Consider the following 22,449-nt stretch of genomic DNA (forward strand, 5'->3'; position numbering starts at 1 on the left):
AAGATGCTGGTTACCTGCGCCAGGACGGAAAGACCCCATGGAGCTTTACTCCAGCTTGATACTGGGATTCGGTACTGCATGTACAGGATAGGTGGGAGACTGAGAAAGAAGGACGCCAGTCCTTTTGGAGTCACTGTTGGGATACCACCCTTGCAGTATTGATTTCTAACCAACAGCCATGATCTGGTTGGGGGACAATGTCAGGTGGGGAGTTTGATTGGGGCGGTCGCCTCCGAAAGGGTATCGGAGGCGCTCAAAGGTCTTCTCAGAATGGACGGAAACCATTCGCAGAGTGCAAAGGCAGAAGAAGGCTTGACTGTGACACCGACGGGTGGAGCAGGTACGAAAGTAGGACTTAGTGATCCGGTGGTATAACGTGGGATTGCCATCGCTCAACGGATAAAAGCTACCCTGGGGATAACAGGCTTATCACTCCCAAGAGTTCACATCGACGGAGTGGTTTTACACCTCGATGTCGGCTCATCGCATCCTGGAGCTGTAGCAGGTTCCAAGGGTTGGGCTGTTCGCCCATTAAAGCGGTACGCGAGCTGGGTTCAGAACGTCGTGAGACAGTTCGGTCCCTATCCGGCGCAGGCGGAGGAAATTTGATAGGAGCTGTCCTTAGTACGAGAGGACCGGGATGGACGGACCACTGGTGGATCTGTTGTATTACCAAATGCATAGCAGAGTAGCCAAGTCTGGAAGGGATAAACGCTGAAGGCATCTAAGCGTGAAGCCCCCTAAAGATAAGATTTCCCATAGAGTAATCTAGTAAGACCCCTTGAAGACGACGAGGTAGATAGGGCAGAGGTGGAAGTACGGCAACGTATGGAGCTGACTGTTACTAATCGGTCGAGGCTTTAACCAAAGAAGGTAAGGAAGATGTTTGATGAAAGGTTCTGTATGTAGTTTTGAAGGTACATCAGAGGAATAATCGAAGGAAAAAAGAGAAAGAATAAAAAGAAATGATCCTCGATAGCTCAGTTGGTAGAGCGCACGGCTGTTAACCGTGTTGTCGCTGGTTCGAGCCCAGCTCGGGGAGGTCAAAAAGACCGTGAAGCGGTCAAAGAAACAAGGCTCCATGGTCAAGTGGTTAAGACACCGCCCTTTCACGGCGGTAACACGGGTTCAAATCCCGTTGGAGTCATTTTTTCGTATCATAAATTAGATACGTTTGCATATACTATATTATATGGCGCCATAGCCAAGTGGTAAGGCATGGGACTGCAACTCCCTGATCACCAGTTCAAATCTGGTTGGCGCCTTTTTACTTTAATAACGCGGGGTGGAGCAGTCTGGTAGCTCGTCGGGCTCATAACCCGAAGGTCGTTGGTTCAAATCCGGCCCCCGCAACTCTAAGACAGTCTGGATATCGAAAGATATCCGGCTTTTTTATATTTTAAGGCATCTGGGCACGAAAAGTTGTCAAGCATTTCAAAAAGTGAGGGGTTGGGGAGAAGAGGTGGGCTTTCTAACTTTGTACTTTATTTAAAGGAGGGATTATGAATCATAAGAACAAGATGGAGACCCGACCGATGTTTCCGTTGATCGTATCCATGGCAGTACCTCCGCTCATATCCATGTTTATGCAGTATACATATAATTTTGTAGACTGTATGTTTGTCTCATGGATTGGAGAAAAGGAACTGACTGCCGTGTCTCTGGCATTTCCAATCACAACCCTGATGATTGCGATGTCCATATGGATCGGTGTCGGCGTTAATGTACTAATCGCAGATAATCTTGGGCAAAAGAATCAGGACAGGGCAAATAGTGTTGTCACAAATGGTATATTGCTTTCAGCTGTTATGGGAATCATCGTTACCGGTGCTGTGCTTGTGATAACAAAACCTTTTTTTTCATCTTTTACAGACGATCCGGAAATATATCATTTAGCTGTCCGCTACATGAGAATCTGTGCTTTTTTGGAAGTATCCAGTATGGTACATATTTGTATTCAAAAGATTCTTCAGGGAACAGGGAATATGATCGGTCCCATGTGGTTTCAGATCGCGGGAGTTGTCCTGAACTTTATACTTGACCCGATTCTTATATTTGGCTATTTCAATTTTCCTAAAATGGGCATCGAAGGGGCCGCTGTGTCAACTGTATGCGGGTATACGCTTTCCATGATTTTAGCCTTTATTGTACTTATTTTCCGAAAGCAAAAGGTCAGGCTAAAAATAAGAGGTTTTCATATTGATTTCCAGATGATAAAAGAAATTTTTGTGATCGGATTTCCATCCTTTATCATGAATGCCCTGGGAGCATTTATGATTTACTTTACAAATATATTTCTTGTTGTATATTCCACGACTGGGGTAGCATTTTTCGGGGCATATTTTAAATTGCAGCAAGTTGTCATTATGACTTTAAATGGTCTTGTACAAGGATGTATTCCGATTATGAGTTATAACTATGGTGCAAAAAATATGCCAAGGCTTCGTCAGGCATTTAAATATGGAACAGGAATAGGAATTGGCCTTACAGGCATCAGCATTATTCTGTTTTGGACATTTCCGGAACAGATTTTAAGGATTTTCAATGCATCCGATGAAATGATGACATTTGGAGTGCCCGCATTAAAAATTATGTGTACAAGTTATGTATTTGCCGCGGCGGCCACAATGGCTGCATCGTTTATGCAGTCAACCAGGAGAGTTGGATTCAGTCTGATCATTAATATACTGAGGCAGCTGATACTTCTGCTGCCATTTATGTGGATTCTTTCATATTTTATTGGTATGAAAGGAATCTGGTGGTCTTTTTTAGCTGCGGAAACGATAACTGTATTCATAAGTATCTGTTTATATAGAAGATATCCGGTAGAATTTTCGAATGACCCTGTGTAGAGCAGGAAAAAATATGAATTACAGAACGTTTTATTCTTGCAGAATTCCATTCAAGCAAGTATAATCAAAAAAGAAAAAAAACAGACAGGAGAAAAAATATGAGTATACGTATAGGTATTTTAGGTTATGGAAATCTCGGACGCGGAGTGGAATGTGCAGTCCGTCAGAATCCGGATATGGAACTTGCTGCAGTTTTTACAAGAAGGAACCCACAAGATGTAACGATTCTTACAGAGTCGGCGGTAGTGTGCAATGTGGCGGATGCGGCAGACTGGAAGGATAAAATAGATGTAATGATCCTGTGCGGCGGAAGCGCCACAGACCTTCCTGTACAGACGCCGGAATATGCCTCTATATTCAATGTTGTGGACAGTTTTGATACACATGCAAGAATTCCGGAGCATTTCGCTAATGTTGATAAAGCTGCGAAAGAAGGAGGAAACGTAGGCATTATTTCCGTGGGATGGGACCCAGGAATGTTTTCTTTAAACAGAATGTATGCTAATGCGATCCTTCCAGACGGAAAGGACTATACATTTTGGGGCAGAGGAGTAAGTCAGGGCCATTCGGATGCAATCCGCCGGATAGATGGAGTAAAAGACGGAAAGCAGTATACAATTCCCGTAGATACAGCACTGGAAGCAGTAAGAAACGGAGAGGACCCTGAACTTACAACCCGTGAGAAACATACGAGAGAATGTTTTGTCGTGCTGGAAGAAGGGGCAGATGCGTCAATGATAGAGTCAGAGATCAAAAATATGCCGAATTATTTTGCAGACTACGATACAACCGTGCATTTTATAAGTGAAGAAGAATTAAAAAGAGATCACAGCAGCATTCCTCACGGAGGATTCGTTTTGAGAAGCGGAAAGACCGGATGGGAAAACGAAAATAAGCATCTGATTGAATATAGTTTGAAGCTGGATTCTAATCCTGAGTTTACATCCAGTGTTATTGCGGCATATGCAAGGGCCGCTTACAGACTTGCCAAAGAAGGACAGACAGGATGCAAAACTGTATTTGATATTGCGCCTGCATACCTCAGTGCGAAAACAGGAGAAGAACTGCGCAAAGAATTATTATAATAAGATATATAAAAAAACTCCGGAGCAAAACATGAACTCCGGAGTTTTTTTGTAACGTTTTTTAGAAATCAAGCATAGTCTTTCCTTCACCGCAGCAGTTTTCAAAGTCGCGGATGAAGTCTTTTACGGCACCTTCAGCAACCTGGTTGAATGCGAGGGTTTTCAAGGTATCCGGATTGACTGTGACAGATCCGATACCGAATTTGCCCATTTCAAGAACCTGCTGAGAGTTTTTGAAAGATGCACCGAGGACTTCCGCATCATATCCTGCAGCCCTGACCATGGTATGAATATCTTTTGAAATCTGCACACCATTGTATCCTAAGTTATCCAGGCGGTTTACATAAGGGGCGAGGAACTTAGCTCCTGCTTTCGCAGCCATGAATGCAGGCATTACACCGTAAATAGCGGTTGCGGTTACGTTAATTCCCTCTTTGCTCAGGATAGAAATCGCTTTTAATCCGTTTGCAGTTACGGGTACTTTAATGTACATGTTGCCGCCGATGGCATCAACCATATGTTTTGCTTCTTTTACCATATCATCGGTCTCTGTTGAAAGCACCTGTGCATGAAGCATCGCTTCTTCCGGGATCAGAGCACGGATCTTCTTTAACTGGTCCATAGGATCAGGATTTCCGGTCTTGCCCAAGATCGTGGGATTGGTAGTGACTCCATCATAAGGATATATTGCATAGAGTTCCTCGATTTTTGTTAAGTCTGCGTCGTCAATTAAAATTAACATAATATATCTCCTTTTTGTAATTTATAGCTGGCTTAAATGATTGAATTAAACGGTCAAGTCTCCGATGATGTCCAGGATTTCTTCTTTTGTCTGTGCTTCTTTTAAATTTTTGATATTTTCTTCTTCACAGATTACTTCAGAGAGCTTCATAAGGATATCCAGGTGGGTTCCGTCTTTGCCTGCAACACCCATAACGATATATACGGTGTCATCGCCGTATTTCACCCCTTCCGGTACCTGAATAAAGGATATACCGGATTCTTTTATGTATTTTTCGGAACCGTCGATACCATGAGGGATGGCTACGTTATTGCCGATGTAGGTAGAGATGACTTCTTCTCTCTTGTGCATACATTCTACATATTTTGGATCCACATAGCCCTGTTCCACCAGAACTTTACCCGCCACGTCAATAGCGTCTTCCTTATTCCGGAGGCGTTTGTTTAAAACAATGTTGTCTGCGTTGAAAATCTTATTCATGATGTTCTCCTTTTTTATTGAGGTGTTTGATGCGTTTTCTGGTTTCTTCCTTGTCCCTGTCGTTGAGCAGCGGGGATACACAGATGTACTTATCGTCGCCTAAATCCAGCGGTACTGTGGAAATAATCAGGTCATAGCGAGACAGGTCTTCATCGGAGAGTTTATGGAGAGAAATAATCTTCTCTACGTCGATCTCTGCAAATTCCCGCTCCAGACGGCTTCTTAACATCTTGGATGAACCCATGCCTGAGGCACAGACGACCAGGACTTCAATGGACTGTTTGGTCAGATACTCCATCGATGCAATAAAGTAGATGACGATATACCCTATTTCATCATCCGGCACCGGTACGGAGGTGTGTTTAAAAACTTCTATAAAACTCTGCCTCACAATATCATAAAGCTTTGGATGGGACTGATAAATATCGTCATTGAGAGGATTGGATACATTCATGCCGCTTCTGATCCGTTCCAGGGCCATATTGATGTGAAGCATAAGATTCTCGGCAAGGTTCTCATCTTCGCTGTATGGGAAACCAAACCGTTCCTCTACTCTGGCGATCAGCTGGGTGACCAGATCCAGCTGTTTTAAAATGCTGGAATCATTTGCAACATGGTAGTGAGTGCGTCCTGTATATAGGTTGATCATCCAGTTGAAGTAGTTAAGCTCTGTATCATAGAGCTTAATATGAAACTTATGTTCCAGCAGGTGTTTGATACTTTTGTAAAGTTCCAGCTCAGGATTTGGTATATCCACGGAGAGCCTTAACTCGTCCTCCTTTTCATCTACAAGAGAATGCCTTTTGATAAAAATACACAGGAGGAACAAAAACTCCTGGAATTCTTTATCGGATACATTGAGTCTCTTTTTTGAAATAAGTGGATTCAGAAAATCATAGATGACAGATAATGTGTCTTCATAATCCCATTGAATCAGGAGATTGATGAATGCACAGCTTTTGTATTTTTTGTTTTTCATCCAGTCAAAGAAATTATCCAGAGGAATATTTCTCAGAATTATGCTGATCAACAGGTGACGTTTTGATATTTCTTTCCCTTCTAGTATAACACCTTCACTTCGTTTTGTAATCAAGGTAATATCATCATTTTCAAGGAAATTCTGCAGCTGGTGCAGACTGTTTCTGATCGTCTGCGTAGACGTTTTCAGATCGATGGCCAGTGACTGAGTCTTTACATAATCATTCTCGTGGAGAAGGATGAGAAGTATCAGATCATTCCGTTCTTTTGCGGTATAAGTCTGTTCCACCTTGGACTCCTCAAAGAGATACTCCAGCCGTTTCATATTATACAGGGAACCATAGATCTGCATTCCCCTGCCGGACTGAGATTCCAGCTTTAAATCACAGGATTCCATGATGTCATTTATTTCGGGCATTTCGCGGTAAACGGTACGTTCTGTGACGCCCAGTTCCTTTGCAATCTCTGAAACCCTCACATAACCGGTTGCATCCAGCAGATATTCGATAATTTCTTTTGCGCGGTCAGAAATAACCATATCTTCACCTATCTTCCTCTCTGATAAAATCGATCATTGAATTTAAACAACGAGCCCTCTGATTTCATTGTATTGTCTGTCAATCATTTTTAAAATGGATGCAAAATCTTTGGGTGAATTTTTCAACTGTTCATAAAATGCCATAATATAGTTGCCGCAGGGTTCATCGGATGATATTTGGCATGTCTCGTTTAAAAGCTCGTGAGCGGAAGCATCCGCTATACTATATAGGGCAGCTGCTGTGGAAAAAGACAGATAAACAGGGAGAACGCCTTCCTGTTCGCAGCCGCGCAGTGCTCCTACCAAACGGTCCTTCGGCTTTAACTTTCTGATCGGTTCCCTTCCTACACGTTCCACGGTATCGTGGAGATAAGGGTTTTGGAAGCGGAACAGCAGATTGTCTATATGAGCTTTCAGCTCAGAAAATTCTACATGATACCTTTTTGAGATCATCATGGCACTTTCTATCATAGCACCTTCCACCAGCTTTCGTATATAGATATCACCAATACTTTCGTCAATATATGTATATCCTTTTATTTTTCCAAGAAATGCAGTAACAGCATGGGCCATGTTATGGATGTACAGCTTTCGTTCCAGATAAAAAGAAAACGGGCTGAAAGGCACTATTTTTTTATAGTCAGGAATTGGCCCTTTAAAGGCAGCCCGGTCAACCGGAAGATAATCATAATCTTCCACACAGATCCGGAGCGGATCACCTTTTTTCATAGCTTCTGTCATCACAGGCACCATGCGGCCGATGGAAGTTTCTACAAGTCCAAGGCTTTCATCCAAGGTTTTTTTATGTCTGGCGGGCAGCATGTCTTTGATTTTTTCATATAAAAATTCATCGGCATCCATTAAATTTTCGCAGATCAGAAGATCCAGTGTGTTGGCGGGATCTTTGTCCCAGCGTCTGGTGAGTCCCTCACAGATGACCGGAATGATTTTTTCGAGGACAGTGACACCCACGGAAGTAGCCAGAAGGTTTGCAGATGCTATTTCATCACTGACAGCGGAAGCATCTTTTCCGTCAACGGCCCGTATGTTTTGAATCCAGACAGTTTTCCCGTTTTCTCCCACAATCTCCTGGGGATAGGTTTTATCTCTGTTAATGGCATTTATAACGTCGTCATTTACATCGACAAATACGACTTCATAGCCGGTCTGTGAGAGCAGGGCACCGATAAATCCCCGTCCGATATTGCCTGCCCCATACATAACTGCTTTCATTTGAATTCCCTCCCAAAATACCGGAACAGGGCATTCCCCAGAAGGAAACGCCCGTTCCAATTGCTATGCTTATTATTCGGATTGTACCAAGAGTACTCAGTTTAACGGTTTTTTAAACGTTCTACAAGTTCATCGTATTCCGGAGCCTGAAGATAGTTGGTAATGGATAAGTGCTGCTTTTTAGGCTGAGCTGCTTTTGCAGTACCTGTCAGCTCTTTGTGTGTGATCACTAAATCTGTGTCATCCGGAATCTTGGAGATCGCAGTGTTGATGACTTCAACAGGGAGGTCAGCCGCTTTTACTTTTTTCTTTAATGCTGCAGCAGACATTGCACTGGAGCCCATACCCGCATCACAGGCAACGACAATCTTATTTACATTTGTAAGATCTAAGCCTGCAACACCGAGAGAAGAATCGTTTGTCACGGCATCAGATGTATTGGAAGCACTGGAGCCCATGGCTTCTTTTGGAATGACAGAAGGACCTAAAGAAGCTTCTCCCTTTCCTTTTGCCACCATTCGTTTTACAAAGAAGGCGTTGATCACAAAAGATACCGCACAGGAGATTGCCACACCTGCGATGACACCGATCATAGAACTCTTGGGCGACAGTGCAAGGACTGAGAAGATACTGCCCGGAGAAGGTGTTGCAACGGTTCCCACATTCATAAGCGTAAATGTACCGGTACCTGCGATACCGCCGGCGATCATACCGATGATTGTGAGAGGATTGGCTAATACATATGGGAAATAAACTTCATGGATACCGCCGAAGAAATGAATAAGAATCATTCCGGGAGCGGCTTCTTTCATCTCGCCTTTTCCGAAGAACCAGTAAGCAAGCAGGAGTCCGAGTCCGGTTCCCGGGTTAGGAACTAATAAAAACAGTGCTGAATGTCCTAAAGTTTTAACCTGCTCGTAACCGATCGGTCCAAAAATACCGTGGTCTAAAGCGTTATTTAAGAATAGTACTTTTGCAGGTTCTACAAAAATTGCAGACAAAGGAAGTACATTGTGAGTTACAATCCAGTTTACTCCGTTTGTGAGTACCTGAGTCACGGTATCCATGACAGGGCCGAATACAAGGTAAGCTACACAGCAGAGAATACCGCCGATGATACCTAAGGAGAAGTTGTTGACGATCATTTCAAAACCGCCGGGGATCTTTCCGTCTACGGCAGCATCAAACTTTTTAATGCACCATCCGGATGCAGGTCCTAAGATCATGGCTGCGAGGAACATCGGGGTTCCCGGCACTGCTACGATGGCACCGACAGTTACCAATGCACCAATGACTCCTCCGCGGTCTCCTCCGACCATCTTACCTCCAGTGTGACCGATCAGGATAGGAAGCAGTGAATTAAGGATCGGGCTGATTAAATTTGCAAGCTTTGCATTTGGTGTCCAGCCTGTTTCAAGGAAGAATGCGGTGATCAAACCAAATCCGATAAATGCGCCGATATTTGGGATCACCATTCCGGCCAGAAATGCTCCGAATTTTTGAAGCTTCTGGGAGAATGTTGTTTTTTCATGTTCCATACTATAACTCTCCTTCTTTTAGATAATTCTCATTGATAATCCTGATGAATTCTTCTTTTGATGCGGCAGATAATAGTTTTTCACATTCCTCCGGTTTGCAGAGGATATCAGTAATCTGCATAAGTTCCTGTATGGTGTCTTCTTCTTTACATGCAATTCCTATCACATAGGTTACACTTTCTCCGTTGTAATCTATGGTGTCAGGAAAGTGTGCAATGCAGATTCCGGATTTTAATACCTGGTCCAGAGAAGTTTCATTCCCATGAGGTATGGCAACGCCGAACCCTAAATATGTATTATGCTCAAGCTCACGTTCGAGCATGCTGTCTTCATATCCGGGATTCACATATCGGTTGGATACAAGAAGTCTGCCTGCAATGCGGATCGCATCTTTCTTTGCTGTACTTGGAAGTCCCCATGCAATGTTGTTTAAGAATTCATCATCAAGAAGTTTGCCGGCCATGCTCACCTCTCCTTTGTTGGACAGCAGCCAGTTCCCGGGCGGCTGCTGTTTGCTGTAAACGTTTATCTGTATTTATCATAGCTTATGATTTGTATGGATGTAAATACAGACTAATGCTATCTTTTTCATCGGAGGTTGTGACATAATTTTGTTTTGAAACGATGACAGAAGAAAACATTGTTTGCGTTGCTAAGAATACAGTATACGAAGAGTGACTTGTAAAAAGATGTTGAAGAGGGTATAATATCAAAAAATATATTTTTTAAAATTTACCTAAACTGTTTTTTATAGAATAAAAATGTAAAGTAAAAGAAAAAACATAACCATTTATTAAAATATTAGACCAGTCACCAAGAATTAAAAATGTGTAATCAGAATGGAACAGTAAAAAAATACTATAAACATTCTTAAGCAATTGGATATTATATAATTCTAAAGGAGGGACACAAATTGGGTATTTCAATTATGCCGGCAATGATTCTTTCTTGCCTTCTTGTATTAGTTACAATAGTGGCAATCGTAAAAATTATTCAGAATTTAAAAAAGTAAGAATTATTAGAGATGATAAAAAAACAGGGAATGTGTCAAAAGCATTCCCTGTTTTTTGCCTTTCCCGTGGAATTTCGGACAATCAGTTCCGGTTCATATTCCAGCCTCATAATATAATGATGCTTTGAAATCCCGTCTTTTTGTGTATTCTTCTTATAAATAATATCTACGGCTTCCTTCCCTTTAAAAGCGGCTGCGTGCTCAATGGTTGTAAGAGAGATCTGAGGCATCCCGGAAAGTGGAATGTTATCAAATCCGCAGACTGAAAAGTCTCCCGGTATTTTATAGCCGTGATCAGTGATGGCAGACATGATCCCGAACGCAGTCATATCGTTGTTCCCAACAAAAGCAGTGGATTTCGTGTGATTCTCCAAGGCCTTTGAAACCAGATCATAACCATTTAAGTATTCGGAATTGTCCGGTGTATATCTGGAATAAGTAGAGAACTTAGAGGAAAGAACCTCGATATTATTCAAATCAAGGTTGTATGCCTTAAAACTGTTTTTCAACCCTTCCAATCTGTGAAGCCTTCCGATTTCTTTTTGTTTGATTGGTGCCGAAACAAAAGATACATGGGTGTGACCGAGAGAGATCAGATATTCACCGAGTATGAACCCGGGCTTTTTGCTGTCCAGTTCAACCGAATCAAATCGGGAGCCCTCAGGTTTGTCACCGATGGAGACCATAGGCACCGACTTGGACAGAGCATTGATCTCTGAAATCTTAGAAGACGGAGGATACAAAAAAATGATGCCGCTCAGGTCAAAGTTTGAAAGCATCTTTATGTAATACTCCTCCTGAGACACATCCCGGATCGTGGATACGGAAAATACGGTGTAGTCATATTCCCTGGCGCGTTCTGTGATGGAATGGATCAGCATGGAGTAGTAGCCATTAGAGAGAATAGGGCAGATAACGATGATTGTTTTAGAGAGTGCGGATGCTTTTTTTAACGCATTTTTCTCCGGTTTCTTATAGCCCAGTTCTTTGGCTGCGGCTTTTACCTTATCCACCGTCTCCTTTGAAAAAGAAACGTGAGGCTTGCTGCTTAAAATCATAGAAACACTGGACTGGGAGAGTCCTGTGTACTCAGCAATATCCCTTGTTGTGACTTTATTTCTCTTTCCCATAATGAGCCTCCTGTCAAGTAGAAATATCTTCGATTTATTTTGATTAATAAAAATTACTAATTGAAACTTTTTATTGATTATTAATATTATACTAATGATTAATAACAAACACAAGGAAAACAGGGGAAAGTATCTGATCTGAAAAAAATAAAAGGAGAAAAGGCCTGTTAATCAATGTTTTATGATTAATCAAAAGTAGGTGAAAGCCGCATAAAATGGCGGTTTCATACGTTTGACAGGGCCAAATTATTATGATTAGATAAGGGCAGTAAGACAAACAGGGACTCAGTCGAAGGAGGATAAGAACAGTGTATGATGTAGCGATTATAGGTGCGGGGATTACAGGATGTTCCATCGCATATGAATTAGGAAAGTATAATGTAAATGCAGTGGTCATTGAAAAAGAAAACGATGTGGCTGTCGGCACAACAAAAGCAAACAGTGCCATCATCCATGGAGGATATGACCCGATACCGGGATCTCTGATGGCAAAATATAATATCAGAGGAAATCAGTACATAAAAGAGCTGTGTAAAAAGCTGGACGTTCCATTTAAGCAGATCGGAGCCCTGATTGTTGCCTTTGAAGAAAAGGAAGAAAAAACATTAGAAGAGTTAAAACAGCGTGGAGAGAAAAATGGTGTTCCGGATATGGAGATATGGGATCAGGAAACCTTAAGAAAAGAAGAACCGAATATTTCTGAGAAAGCTATCAAAGCTTTATTTTCCCCGAATGTAGGAATCATCAGTCCGTGGGAACTGGCAATCGCTCTCGGAGAGATGGCTGCCTTAAATGGTGTTGAATTTAAGCTGAACACCGAGGTCACGGACATTAAAAAGAACAATGATTCTTATGAAATTAAAACCAACAACGGAACCGTTGAGGCAAAATATATCTGCAATGCGGCAGGAGTCAACGCCGACAAAGTAAACGAATATACGAATAAAAAATCCTTTACCATCAAGCCAAATAAAGGTGAGTATTACTTATTGGATAAAAGCCAGGGAGAACTTGTAAACCATGTGATCTTCCAGTGCCCGAATAAAGACGGAAAAGGTGTGCTCGTATCGCCTACCGTACACGGAAATCTGATTGTCGGGCCGAATTCACAGCCAACGGACGGAGACGATGTGTCAACCTCAACAGACGGATTAAGCTTTGTAAGAAATACTGCCTTAAAATCCGTGCCTGGAATTAACTTCAGAGAATCCATCAGAAATTTCGCGGGAGTCCGTGCAAGAACAAAAGAGGATGACTTCTTCATTTTTGAAGATGAAGAAAACAAAGGCTTCTTTAATATTTCAGGAATGGCTTCTCCGGGACTTTCTTCCGCACCGGCAATCGCAGTTGACCTGTTAAAGATGATGGAAGAGTCAGGACTTTGTCTGGAAGCAAAAAAAGAAATCAAGGACGAGAGAAAAGTAAATCGTTTTAAGAAGCTGAGTGATGAAGAGAGAGCTGCGCTGATTAAAGAAAATCCATTGTACGGAAAAATTATCTGCCGCTGTGAGACAGTGACGGAAGGGGAGATTGTGGACGCGATCCACCGCCCGATCCCTGCCACATCCATTGATGCAGTCAAGAGAAGATGCAACGCAGGCATGGGAAGATGCCAGGGTGGTTTCTGCGGCCCGAGAGTGCAGGAGATCATCTCAAGAGAATTAAACATTCCACTGGAAGACGTTCCGCAGGACCGTGTGGGAATGAACATTATTACAGGAGAAACAAAAACAGGAGGTGCCAGATAATGAAATATGATGTGATCGTAGTCGGAGGAGGACCAGCAGGCCTTGCGGCAGCAGTGGAAGCGAGCAAAAATGGTGCCGATAAAATCTTAGTGGTAGAACGTGACCAGGAATTAGGCGGAATCTTAAATCAGTGTATTCACAATGGATTCGGGCTTCATTATTTCAAAGAAGAATTGACCGGACCGGAGTATGCAAATAAATTTATTGAAATGTTAGCCAAGACAAATATTGAAGTGATGCTGGACACCATGGTTTTGGATGTGGATGAAGAGAAAAAATGTGTTCATGCCATGAACAAGAAAAACGGTTATATGGTACTGGAAGGAAAAGCTCTGATCTTAAACATGGGCTGCCGGGAGAGGACCAGGGGAGCCATTGCAATCCCGGGAGACCGTCCAGCTGGAGTCTTCACTGCGGGTGCGGCTCAGAGATATGTCAACATTGAAGGCTACATGGTAGGAAAAAAAGTCCTGATCTTAGGGTCCGGAGATATCGGTCTGATCATGGCAAGGCGTATGAGTTTAGAGGGCGCAAAGGTTGTGGGATGCGTTGAACTCTGTCCATATTCCAACGGACTTACAAGAAACATCGTGCAGTGTCTGGAAGATTACGATATTCCTCTGTATTTATCCCACACGATCACGGATATCAAAGGGGATAAGAGAGTGGAGCAGGTTACCGTACAGAAAGTGGATGAGAAGAACCAGCCGATTCCGGGAACAGAGATCATATTTGACGTAGACACCGTTCTTTTATCCGTAGGCCTGATCCCTGAAAATGAACTGACAAGGGCAGCAGGAATTACTATGGACCCGAGAACAAACGGGCCGGTCGTATTTGAAAACATGGAGACATCCGCAGAAGGCATCTTTGCAAGCGGCAATGTTGTGCATGTCCATGATCTGGTAGACTTTGTAACTGCGGAAAGCCAGAAGGCGGGAAGAAGTGCAGCAGAGTATGTAAAGAACGGAGAGGCTGAAGACCAGACATATATTGAGCTGAAAAACGGAGACTGTGTAGGATATACGGTGCCGCAGAAGATACGTCCTGCCAATGTGGATAAGATGGTGGAAGTGATGTTCCGTGTGCGCAACGTATACCGCGATGTGGCGATCAAGGTGACTTCCGGAGGAGAAGAGCTGGCTTCCTTTAAACGGGAACATATGGCTCCGGGGGAGATGGAAAAAATCGTGATACCAAAGGCGTTTTTAGATAAGGTGAAAAACGGCGAGATCACTGTGTCTGTAGAAAAGGTAGGTGCTTAACATGACAGATTTAATTTGTATTGTTTGTCCGAAAGGATGTCACTTAAAAGTCGATGAAGAAAACGGATATAAAGTAACCGGGAACGGATGTCCGAGAGGCGCCGTATACGGGGAAAAAGAATTAGTCAATCCTACCAGAGTCATCACGTCTACCGTAAGGGTTGAGGCAGAGACAGCGAGAAGAGTCCCTGTGAAAACAAACGGAGACATTCCGAAAGGGAAGATTTATGATATCATGGATGAGCTGACCAAAGTGACAGCCAAGGCCCCGGTGAATGTGGGCGATGTGATCATTAAAGATGTTCTTGGACTGGGAGTAGATATTGTGGCAACAAAGAAAGTAACAGCATAAGCATTATAGGAGGAAAACATGAGCGTTATTACATTTATTTGTGCAGGACAGATGGCATCAGCAATTACATTTCCGGCGATGGAAAACGGACACGAGGTCCGCTTGGTTGGTTCCCCGCTGGATCGGGACATTATTGACGGATTAAAGAAAGACAATTTCCATATCACTTTAAAAAGGACCCTGCACGACGGGATCAAATATTATCAGATTGAAGAATTAGAAGAGGCTCTGGACGGAGCAGACGCAGCACTCTGCGGTGTCAGCAGCTTTGGCTTAGACTGGTTCTGTGATGAGATTCTTCCGGTGATCCCTGATAATGTACCGCTCCTCTCTGTGACAAAAGGCATGGTGGATCTGGATGACGGAACCCTGGTTCCATATCCGGTGATCTTTGAGGAACGCCAGCCGGAAGGAAAGCATCTTGACCTCAATGCCATCGGCGGTCCGTGTACCAGCTATGAATTGGCAGACCACGACCACAGCCATGTGGCTTTCTGTGGAAAGAACATGGAAACTCTCAAAATGTTCAAAGAGCTTCTGGCAACAGACTACTATCACATCACTCTTTCTAAGGACGTAGTAGGTGTGGAGTGTGCCGTGGCCATGAAGAATGCATATGCACTTGGTGTTACTCTGGCTGTCGGGCTTTCTGAAAAAATGGAAGGAAAGATCGGTATCCAGCACTACAATTCCCAGGCTGCATTGTTCGGACAGAGCGTAAAAGAAATGACAAGACTCTTAGAACTGATCGGCGGAGGCCCGGAAAATATTATTCACGGCGCAGGGGATCTGTATGTGACGGTTTTCGGCGGAAGAACAAGGAAGATCGGAACACTTCTCGGACGCGGATTAAGCTTCGATGATGCTATGGAAGAATTACAGGGTGTGACTCTGGAATCCATCGTCATTGCAACGAGAACTGCACGTGCCGTAAGAAAACTTGCGGAACGCGGAATCGTTTCACTGGATGAGTTCCCACTTCTGATGCATGTTGATTCTATCATCAATGAAAGTGCTGAGGTCAATATTCCTTGGGAAGACTTTACGATGATTAAAGAATAAAAACAATCTTATTTATTAAGGGGCAAAGCCATTTTTACGGCTTTGCCCTTTTTGCTACAGCTATATAAGAATAAAACACTTCCAAGTGTGTCAAATGACACAAGAGGCATAACATAATTGACGAAACGGTAAAGGATTTGGGGAGAATGGCGTGGTTTTACCGGGCCAACAGCAGAACAGGGAAGGTTTTTGGGAAAAAGAGTCTGCATCTGGATGAAGAGACAGAAATGGTAATTGATTATATGCATTATCCGAAAGGATTTACAACGGTGCTTCACAGACATCCAACTTCTCATGGAATCTATGTGCTGGAGGGGCAGCTGGAGACGGACGGTGAACTTTATGGGCCCGGGACCTTTGTATGGTATCCGGAAGGAATCGCAGCTGCACATGGAGCGACAGAATATGAAGATCTGAAGTGTCTGCTGATCTCCAATAAAGCATTTTCCATCGAATATCTTGAGGAGGGAGAACAGAGTCAAAATTCCCTTGAGAAAAAGGTGACAGATGTAAACCGGATGCCGTGGTTTTACCGGCAGACGACAACCACAGGGAAAATATTTGGAAAAAAGGCTTTATTATTGGATAATGAGACAGGTATGCAGATTAATTATATGAATTATCCCGCGGGATTTACGACTATAAATCACAGACATACGGCAGGCCATGGCTTTTTTGTTCTGGAGGGACAGTTACAGACCGGAGATGAGCTTTATGGACCGGGAACTTTTGTCTGGTATCCGGAAGGATATGTGACGGCTCACGGAGCAACCGAATATGAAGATTTGAAGTGTCTGCAGATATCGAATAAAACTTTTAATATTGAATATGTGTAAGGCTCAGTGAAAGGAACAGGTTATGGGAAGCACAGAGGAAGAATGTACAGCACTCCAGGCAGGAAAGTATCTTGCACGAAGGCTGCCCAATGTGAAATATGCGGCAGTTTCCGGCGGACGAATGGCAAGAGAAACAGCAATGAAATTCGCATCCTCGATTCCTTTGGAACATGTGACTTTTGTCCCGCTATGAGGTGGTGTTGATAAGGAGTTATGGGATATTCAGGCAAATACGGTATGTGAGTATTTTGCAAGCCACTGCGGTGCCGCCGGCCTTCAGCTGCATTCCAGGTTTCTCTGATCAGAAAATTTTCGGAATATACCATTACTTGAAAGATCCCTGTACTGGTTCTATAATAATGAAAGACACTGCTCGTTGAAACCATGAATATGAGGAGGGATTCATATGGAATACCGTAAGTTTGGAAAGCAATATGTCATAAGGCTGGAAAAAGGAGAAGAGGTTGTATCATCAATCAAAGATTTATGTGAAAAAGAAAATGTAAAGCTGGGCTCTCTGTCAGGTATTGGGGCTGTAAATAAAGTAACCGCAGGTTTATTTAAGACAAAAGAAAAGAAGTATGTAAGTAAGACTTATGAGGAAGATATGGAGATTGTTTCACTTAGCGGTAATGTTTCCTGCATGAATGGGGAAACCTATTTACACTTCCATATCAGTGTCGCCAATGGAGCAGGAGAAGTCCGTGGAGGACATCTCACAGAAGCCTGTATCAGCGCTACCGGAGAATTGGTGCTTACAGAGATAGAAGGAACTGTGGACCGGGAATACAGCGGTGAGATTGGATTGAATTTATTCAAATTTTAAGAGGAGAAGCAGAAAATTGCAAATATTAACAGGGAGACAGGTTTATAAACAGTATAAAGAGTACAGTCAGGAGAAACTGAGTCTGTGCGGATGGGTCAGAAGCAACCGGGACTCCAGGGACTTTGGGTTTCTCGTGATCAATGACGGGACTTTTTTTGAACCGATCCAGATCGTGTACGGCAAAGAACTTTCGAATTTTACCGAGGTGAAGAAGCTGTCTGTCGGGACTGCGGTGATCGTGAAGGGGATTCTCACAGAGACACCGGATGCCAGACAGCCGTTTGAGATACAGGCAGAGTCCGTAGAAGTGGAGGGTGAATCTCCGTCTGATTATCCGCTTCAGAAGAAACGGCATTCGTTTGAATATCTGAGAACGATCGCCCATTTAAGGCCGAGGGCCAACACATTTCAGGCGGTGTACAGAGTCCGTTCTCTGATCGCCTACGCCATCCATAAGTTTTTTATGGAGAGAGATTTTGTTTATGTGCACACACCGATAATTTCAGGACAGGACTGTGAGGGTGCCGGGGAAATGTTTCAGGTGACAACGCTTGACCTGGAGGAACTTTCCCAGGGCAAAAAGCTGGATTACAGGGAGGATTTTTTTGAGAGAGAAACCAGTCTCACAGTCAGCGGACAGCTAAATGGAGAAGTCTTTGCCCAGGCTTTCCGAAATATCTATACTTTTGGACCGACATTTCGGGCGGAGGAATCCAATACTACAAGGCATGCGGCGGAATTTTGGATGATCGAACCGGAAATGGCCTTTGCGGATCTGAAAGACAATATGCTGTTGGCGGAAAAAATGATCAAATATATTATTAAATATGTACTGGAACAAGCTCCGGAAGAAATGGAGTTTTTCAATAAATTTGTGGACAAAGGTCTGCTGGATCGCCTGCGTCATGTGGCGGAGTCAGAATTTGAAAGGGTTACCTATACAGAGGCCATTGATATTTTGAAGGAGCACAATGATAAGTTTCAATATCCGGTATCCTGGGGAACAGATTTACAGACAGAGCATGAGCGGTATCTGACGGAGAAAGTATTTAAGAAGCCTGTATTTGTGACAGACTATCCGAAGGAGATTAAGGCATTTTATATGAAACAGAATCCGGATGGAAAGACGGTGGCGGCAGTGGATCTTTTGGTGCCGGGGATCGGGGAGATCATCGGGGGCAGCCAGAGAGAAGATGATCTGGATAAACTGCGAATGAGAATGGAAGAACTTAAAATGAATCTATCTGACTATGATTTTTATTTGGATTTAAGAAAATACGGTTCTGCCAGACACTCAGGTTTCGGGCTTGGATTCGAGCGGATGGTCATGTACGTGACGGGAATGGGAAATATCCGAGATGTGATACCGTTTCCGAGGACTGCGGGGAAATGTGAGTTTTAAAAACGTTATGTATACTTATTTGTCAGAAAAATGGAAGTGGTTCAGTGCTTCCATTTTTTTGTATAGAATAAGCCAAAATACATATGCTATAAAAAAAGAGGTGGTTTGATGCATTCCTTATGGCAGGAAAAAATAGAGTTTCCATATTACCCGATTTTGAAAACAGATAAGCAAGTCGATATATTGTATCTGGAGGCATCCCTTCAGAATGCAGTGGAGGCTCATTTTCAAAAAGAGCAGGGCAAATCTGTGATGATAATGGAAGAGAAAAGCATCGCGGACATGACGGAGCTCGGAGGAATGGGAATCATTAAAGGAGAAACAAAAGAAGAGATCAAAGATCTGCACAGACTGAGGGATTATATAGAGGGAAGAAATATTCCCTGTGACATGGTTGTGGAATCCGACACCTGTATCTGGGTCCATCCACTCAAACTGTTTTTGTTTATGACAGAGGGTATCGATGTATATGAACAGATGAAGGTTATGGGACGTAAGGGCAATAAACTGGATACGGGAACCGTTTATATAACGGCAGACACGGTCGTTGAAAAAAAAGAAAAAGAACCGCTGTATGTACATGCATTTTTAAGCAAAGAATTTCCGAAACTTGAGAAACCATACAAGGAAATGCGAAGGTACGGAGACTGTTGGCTTATCTGTACAGAGGAAGAAACGATAGAAGGAAGTGATTTCTCCTGGATTATATGATAGAATAAAAACAAAAAATCAGGAGGACATTATGAGCAAGATTGAAGAAATCAGAAAAGAAATGGTAGCAGCCATGAAAAATAAGGATAAAGCAAGAAAAGAAGCTTTGTCCATGCTGTTAAGCGCATTAAAAAATGCACAGATTGATAAAAGAGAAGACCTCACGGAGGCGGAAGAAAATACAATTATTGCAAAAGAGATGAAGCAGACGAAAGAAACTCTGGAATCCTGTCCGGCAGAGCGCACAGACATTATTGAGGAATGTAATATACGCCTTGCGGTCATTAAAGAATTTGCTCCCGAAGAGATGAGTGAGGAACAGATCAATGCTGAGATTGATGTGGTGCTCACAGAACTCGGGATCGAGGCTCCAGGTGCAAAAGACAAGGGTAAGATCATGAAAAGCCTTATGCCGAAAGTGAAGGGAAAAGCCGATGGCAAACTGGTCAATCAGCTTGTGGCTGCAAGGATTGGATAGGAGACTGTATGGAACATATTTTAGTGGTCGTTGATATGCAGAATGACTTCATAGACGGCGCCCTGGGGACCAAAGAGGCCAGGGAGATCGTTGAGGCAGCAGCAGAGAAGATAAGAGAGTTTAAAGGCAGTATATACGGAACATTAGATACCCACTCCAAAGATTATCTCAGCACACAGGAAGGTAAAAATCTGCCCGTTCCCCATTGCATCCTGGGAGAAGAAGGATGGGCACTGCATCCTGATATCATGGATGCCATCTCTGAGACAGAGGCAGAAGTGATGGACTTCTGTCGGAAAGATACGTTTGGTTCCATTGAACTGTGCGAACTGCTGAAACAGAGATATGAGGGAAAGGACGCAGAAATCCAATTCATCGGCCTGTGCACCGATATCTGTGTGATCTCCAATGCACTCATGGTAAAGGCAGCCCTTCCGGAAGCAAAATTGATCGTCCACGCGGACCTTTGCGCAGGAGTGACAAAAGAAAGCCATGACAATGCCCTGAATGCAATGAAGATGTGTCAGGTGGACATACAGACTCAGAAAGAGATTTAAATAAATTATACCCACAGGAAGAACGGTGTTCCCTGTGGGTATACATTTTTATCTAAGAAAATGTTAAAAACTTATACATGTTCAATGTCCGTATACTCTGATATCTCCCTGTTGGTTGTCCTGAGATCTGAAACACTCAGATCATGGATATTTGCATGACCGGTAACGCGTCCGAACATTTCCAGCTCAGACCTGCACACATTCAGATAATTACAGAGACGTTTGGCCGAATGGTCAACATGAAGGCGTTTTCTCAATTCTTTATCCTGGGTGGCAACACCGACCGGACATTGTCCTGTATTGCAGATCCGGTACTGTTGGCAGGCAGCGGCTACAAGAGCAGCAGAAGCGATCGCTACGGCATCTGCACCCATGGCGAGTGCTTTTGTAAAATCCCCCGGAAGCCTGAGTCCTCCGGTGATGACCAGATCCATGGAAAGGTGATGGCGGTCCAGATATTTTCTGGCCCTGGACAGCGCAAAGATCGTAGGGATGGAAGTGTTGTCTTTTAATGTCCGGGGACTGGCACCTGTGGCCCCGCCCCGCCCGTCTATGGTGACAAAGTCGGCATCGGCATATGCGATCCATTCAAGGTCCTGTTCTATATGCCCGGCTGCGATCTTTACGCCCACAGGCCTTCCTCCGGAGACATCTTTCAGCCATTCCACCATTGTTTTTAAATCCTCTTTGGAATTAAGATTCGGAAATTTGGAGGGGCTGATCACGTCCTGGCCTAAAGGCTTATTTCTGATCTTTGCAATCTCCGGGGTAACTTTGTCTCCGGGCAGGTGCCCGCCCATGCCGGGCTTGGTTCCCTGTCCGATCTTAATCTCTATGGCGTCTGCGCTGCGGAGGTTTTCTTCCGTGACACTGTACAGGTTCGGAACATATTCAAATATGTACTTGTAGGCTGCCTGACGTTCTTCGGGAAGGATTCCTCCTTCGCCGCTGCACATGGCGGTCTTGGACATAGCGCTGCCCTTGGCAAGTGCGGTTTTTAACTCTTTGGACAAGGCTCCGAAAGACATATGGGATACATAGATGGGGTGATATAGTTCCATTGGCTTTTTAGCCTTCTTACCGATAACTGTTTTGGTGTCTACAGGATCGCCCGCATTTAATGGTGCCGGGTTCAGCTGGGCGCCCATAATCAAAATATCATCCCAGGATATAATGGGCTTTAAGGTGCCCATGGCATCAACTACAGACGAACCCGTAAGAGCCATCTGATGTATGGCATCCATCTGAGGAAATTCATTTGAACCGGACTTTGCAAAGGCATCGGGGTAAGCCAGGGGATTGTCCTTTGCGGGAGCAGGAGTTCTTTTGACTTCCGTGGGCTCAAATTTATCTTTTGATGCCTTGCAGACCGGACATGTATAGTCAGCTCCCAGCAAAGTAAAGGGAATTGATTCGGCTTCTTCGTCGTAGACGTAGCCGCAGATACTGCATTTAAAAATACTCATAAAAAACCTCCGATTCGTGTTATAATAAAAAATGTTGTCTTATGTTATAAATTTGGGGTCAAAAGATTTTTTGCTCACAGATACAGCCTTGCAATGAAATAAAAATTATTCTTATTATACCATATGAATGAGAAATTGTATCAGAGTCAAAACAATTT

Annotated in this window: 21 protein-coding genes, 4 tRNA genes and 1 rRNA gene (1 of these 26 cut by a window edge); 18 read left to right on the plus strand and 8 right to left on the minus strand. The window is 43.4% G+C overall.

Annotated features, from left to right (window positions below):
* The 7 genes from P8F77_RS00215 to P8F77_RS00245 form a co-directional block, all read left to right on the plus strand.
* Positions 1-868 (plus strand): 23S ribosomal RNA (locus P8F77_RS00215) (it extends 2,046 nt beyond the left edge of the window).
* 101 nt (positions 869-969) lie between these two features.
* Positions 970-1,042 (plus strand) — tRNA-Asn (locus P8F77_RS00220).
* Between the two features lie 33 nt (positions 1,043-1,075).
* Positions 1,076-1,147, plus strand: a tRNA-Glu gene (locus tag P8F77_RS00225).
* Positions 1,148-1,194: 47 nt separating this feature from the next.
* Positions 1,195-1,265, plus strand: a tRNA-Cys gene (locus tag P8F77_RS00230).
* 14 nt (positions 1,266-1,279) lie between these two features.
* A tRNA-Met gene (locus P8F77_RS00235) sits at positions 1,280-1,353 on the plus strand.
* Positions 1,354-1,502: 149 nt separating this feature from the next.
* Positions 1,503-2,852: an MATE family efflux transporter gene (locus P8F77_RS00240; RefSeq protein ID WP_024729021.1), complete on the plus strand. Its 1,350-nt coding sequence runs from the start codon at positions 1,503-1,505 to the stop codon at positions 2,850-2,852.
* 98 nt (positions 2,853-2,950) lie between these two features.
* Positions 2,951-3,937 (plus strand): diaminopimelate dehydrogenase, encoded by a 987-nt coding sequence (locus tag P8F77_RS00245; protein ID WP_024729020.1) that lies wholly within the window; start codon positions 2,951-2,953, stop codon positions 3,935-3,937.
* Positions 3,938-3,998: 61 nt separating this feature from the next.
* Here P8F77_RS00245 and P8F77_RS00250 read toward each other — a convergent pair whose 3' ends face one another.
* From P8F77_RS00250 to P8F77_RS00280, 7 genes are all read right to left on the minus strand, one after another.
* Positions 3,999-4,679, minus strand: coding sequence for a transaldolase family protein (locus tag P8F77_RS00250; RefSeq protein WP_024729019.1), 681 nt, complete (start codon positions 4,677-4,679; stop codon positions 3,999-4,001).
* Positions 4,680-4,724: 45 nt separating this feature from the next.
* Positions 4,725-5,159: a PTS sugar transporter subunit IIA gene (locus P8F77_RS00255; protein ID WP_034550517.1), complete on the minus strand. Its 435-nt coding sequence runs from the start codon at positions 5,157-5,159 to the stop codon at positions 4,725-4,727.
* Complete coding sequence (locus tag P8F77_RS00260) at positions 5,152-6,675, minus strand: transcription antiterminator (protein WP_024729017.1); 1,524 nt, start codon at positions 6,673-6,675, stop codon at positions 5,152-5,154. The genes P8F77_RS00255 and P8F77_RS00260 overlap by 8 nt, the downstream gene beginning before the upstream one ends.
* A 42-nt stretch (positions 6,676-6,717) precedes the next feature.
* Entirely contained in the window at positions 6,718-7,908 is a 1,191-nt protein-coding gene (locus P8F77_RS00265; RefSeq protein ID WP_148460220.1) for a mannitol dehydrogenase, read from the minus strand.
* A 101-nt stretch (positions 7,909-8,009) separates the two neighbouring features.
* The gene (locus tag P8F77_RS00270; protein ID WP_148460219.1) at positions 8,010-9,446 is read right to left on the minus strand and encodes a PTS transporter subunit EIIC; all 1,437 of its coding nucleotides are present in this window, start codon (positions 9,444-9,446) and stop codon (positions 8,010-8,012) included.
* A 1-nt stretch (position 9,447) separates the two neighbouring features.
* Positions 9,448-9,909, minus strand: a complete 462-nt coding sequence (locus tag P8F77_RS00275; RefSeq protein WP_270432204.1) for a PTS sugar transporter subunit IIA — start codon at positions 9,907-9,909, stop codon at positions 9,448-9,450.
* A 584-nt stretch (positions 9,910-10,493) separates the two neighbouring features.
* A complete protein-coding gene (locus P8F77_RS00280; protein ID WP_024729013.1) occupies positions 10,494-11,588 on the minus strand; it encodes a LacI family DNA-binding transcriptional regulator in 1,095 nt (364 codons plus the stop codon).
* A gap of 308 nt (positions 11,589-11,896) precedes the next feature.
* On the opposite strand from P8F77_RS00280, the gene P8F77_RS00285 reads away from it, so the two are divergent.
* The 11 genes from P8F77_RS00285 to P8F77_RS00335 all read left to right on the plus strand — a co-directional run bounded on the left by P8F77_RS00285 (position 11,897) and on the right by P8F77_RS00335 (position 20,825).
* Positions 11,897-13,336 (plus strand): NAD(P)/FAD-dependent oxidoreductase, encoded by a 1,440-nt coding sequence (locus P8F77_RS00285; RefSeq protein ID WP_148460217.1) that lies wholly within the window; start codon positions 11,897-11,899, stop codon positions 13,334-13,336.
* Complete coding sequence (locus P8F77_RS00290; RefSeq protein WP_024729011.1) at positions 13,336-14,601, plus strand: FAD-dependent oxidoreductase; 1,266 nt, start codon at positions 13,336-13,338, stop codon at positions 14,599-14,601. The genes P8F77_RS00285 and P8F77_RS00290 overlap by 1 nt, the downstream gene beginning before the upstream one ends.
* Before the next feature lies 1 nt (position 14,602).
* A complete protein-coding gene (locus tag P8F77_RS00295; RefSeq protein WP_024729010.1) occupies positions 14,603-14,953 on the plus strand; it encodes a DUF1667 domain-containing protein in 351 nt (116 codons plus the stop codon).
* A gap of 18 nt (positions 14,954-14,971) precedes the next feature.
* A complete protein-coding gene (locus tag P8F77_RS00300; RefSeq protein ID WP_287519276.1) occupies positions 14,972-16,015 on the plus strand; it encodes a glycerol-3-phosphate dehydrogenase in 1,044 nt (347 codons plus the stop codon).
* Between the two features lie 146 nt (positions 16,016-16,161).
* Positions 16,162-16,851 (plus strand): cupin domain-containing protein, encoded by a 690-nt coding sequence (locus P8F77_RS00305; protein ID WP_287519278.1) that lies wholly within the window; start codon positions 16,162-16,164, stop codon positions 16,849-16,851.
* A gap of 22 nt (positions 16,852-16,873) precedes the next feature.
* Positions 16,874-17,044: a hypothetical protein gene (locus tag P8F77_RS00310; protein WP_287519280.1), complete on the plus strand. Its 171-nt coding sequence runs from the start codon at positions 16,874-16,876 to the stop codon at positions 17,042-17,044.
* A gap of 213 nt (positions 17,045-17,257) precedes the next feature.
* Complete coding sequence (locus tag P8F77_RS00315) at positions 17,258-17,677, plus strand: DNA-binding protein (protein WP_287519282.1); 420 nt, start codon at positions 17,258-17,260, stop codon at positions 17,675-17,677.
* A gap of 16 nt (positions 17,678-17,693) precedes the next feature.
* The gene (gene asnS, locus P8F77_RS00320) at positions 17,694-19,079 is read left to right on the plus strand and encodes an asparagine--tRNA ligase (RefSeq protein ID WP_287519284.1); all 1,386 of its coding nucleotides are present in this window, start codon (positions 17,694-17,696) and stop codon (positions 19,077-19,079) included.
* 108 nt (positions 19,080-19,187) lie between these two features.
* Entirely contained in the window at positions 19,188-19,790 is a 603-nt protein-coding gene (locus P8F77_RS00325) for a hypothetical protein (protein ID WP_287519286.1), read from the plus strand.
* Positions 19,791-19,821: 31 nt separating this feature from the next.
* Positions 19,822-20,268: a GatB/YqeY domain-containing protein gene (locus tag P8F77_RS00330; protein WP_287519288.1), complete on the plus strand. Its 447-nt coding sequence runs from the start codon at positions 19,822-19,824 to the stop codon at positions 20,266-20,268.
* A gap of 8 nt (positions 20,269-20,276) precedes the next feature.
* On the plus strand, positions 20,277-20,825 hold the full coding sequence (locus P8F77_RS00335) for an isochorismatase family cysteine hydrolase (RefSeq protein WP_024729002.1): 549 nt from the start codon (positions 20,277-20,279) through the stop codon (positions 20,823-20,825).
* A gap of 71 nt (positions 20,826-20,896) precedes the next feature.
* Here the strand turns inward: P8F77_RS00335 and P8F77_RS00340 are convergent, their stop codons facing one another.
* The gene (locus P8F77_RS00340) at positions 20,897-22,291 is read right to left on the minus strand and encodes a glutamate synthase-related protein (protein WP_148460212.1); all 1,395 of its coding nucleotides are present in this window, start codon (positions 22,289-22,291) and stop codon (positions 20,897-20,899) included.
* Positions 22,292-22,449 lie beyond the last annotated feature (158 nt).

The sequence above is a fragment of the Anaerostipes sp. PC18 genome, assembly GCF_039789045.1.
Taxonomy (GTDB): Bacteria; Bacillota; Clostridia; order Lachnospirales; family Lachnospiraceae; genus Anaerostipes; species Anaerostipes hominis.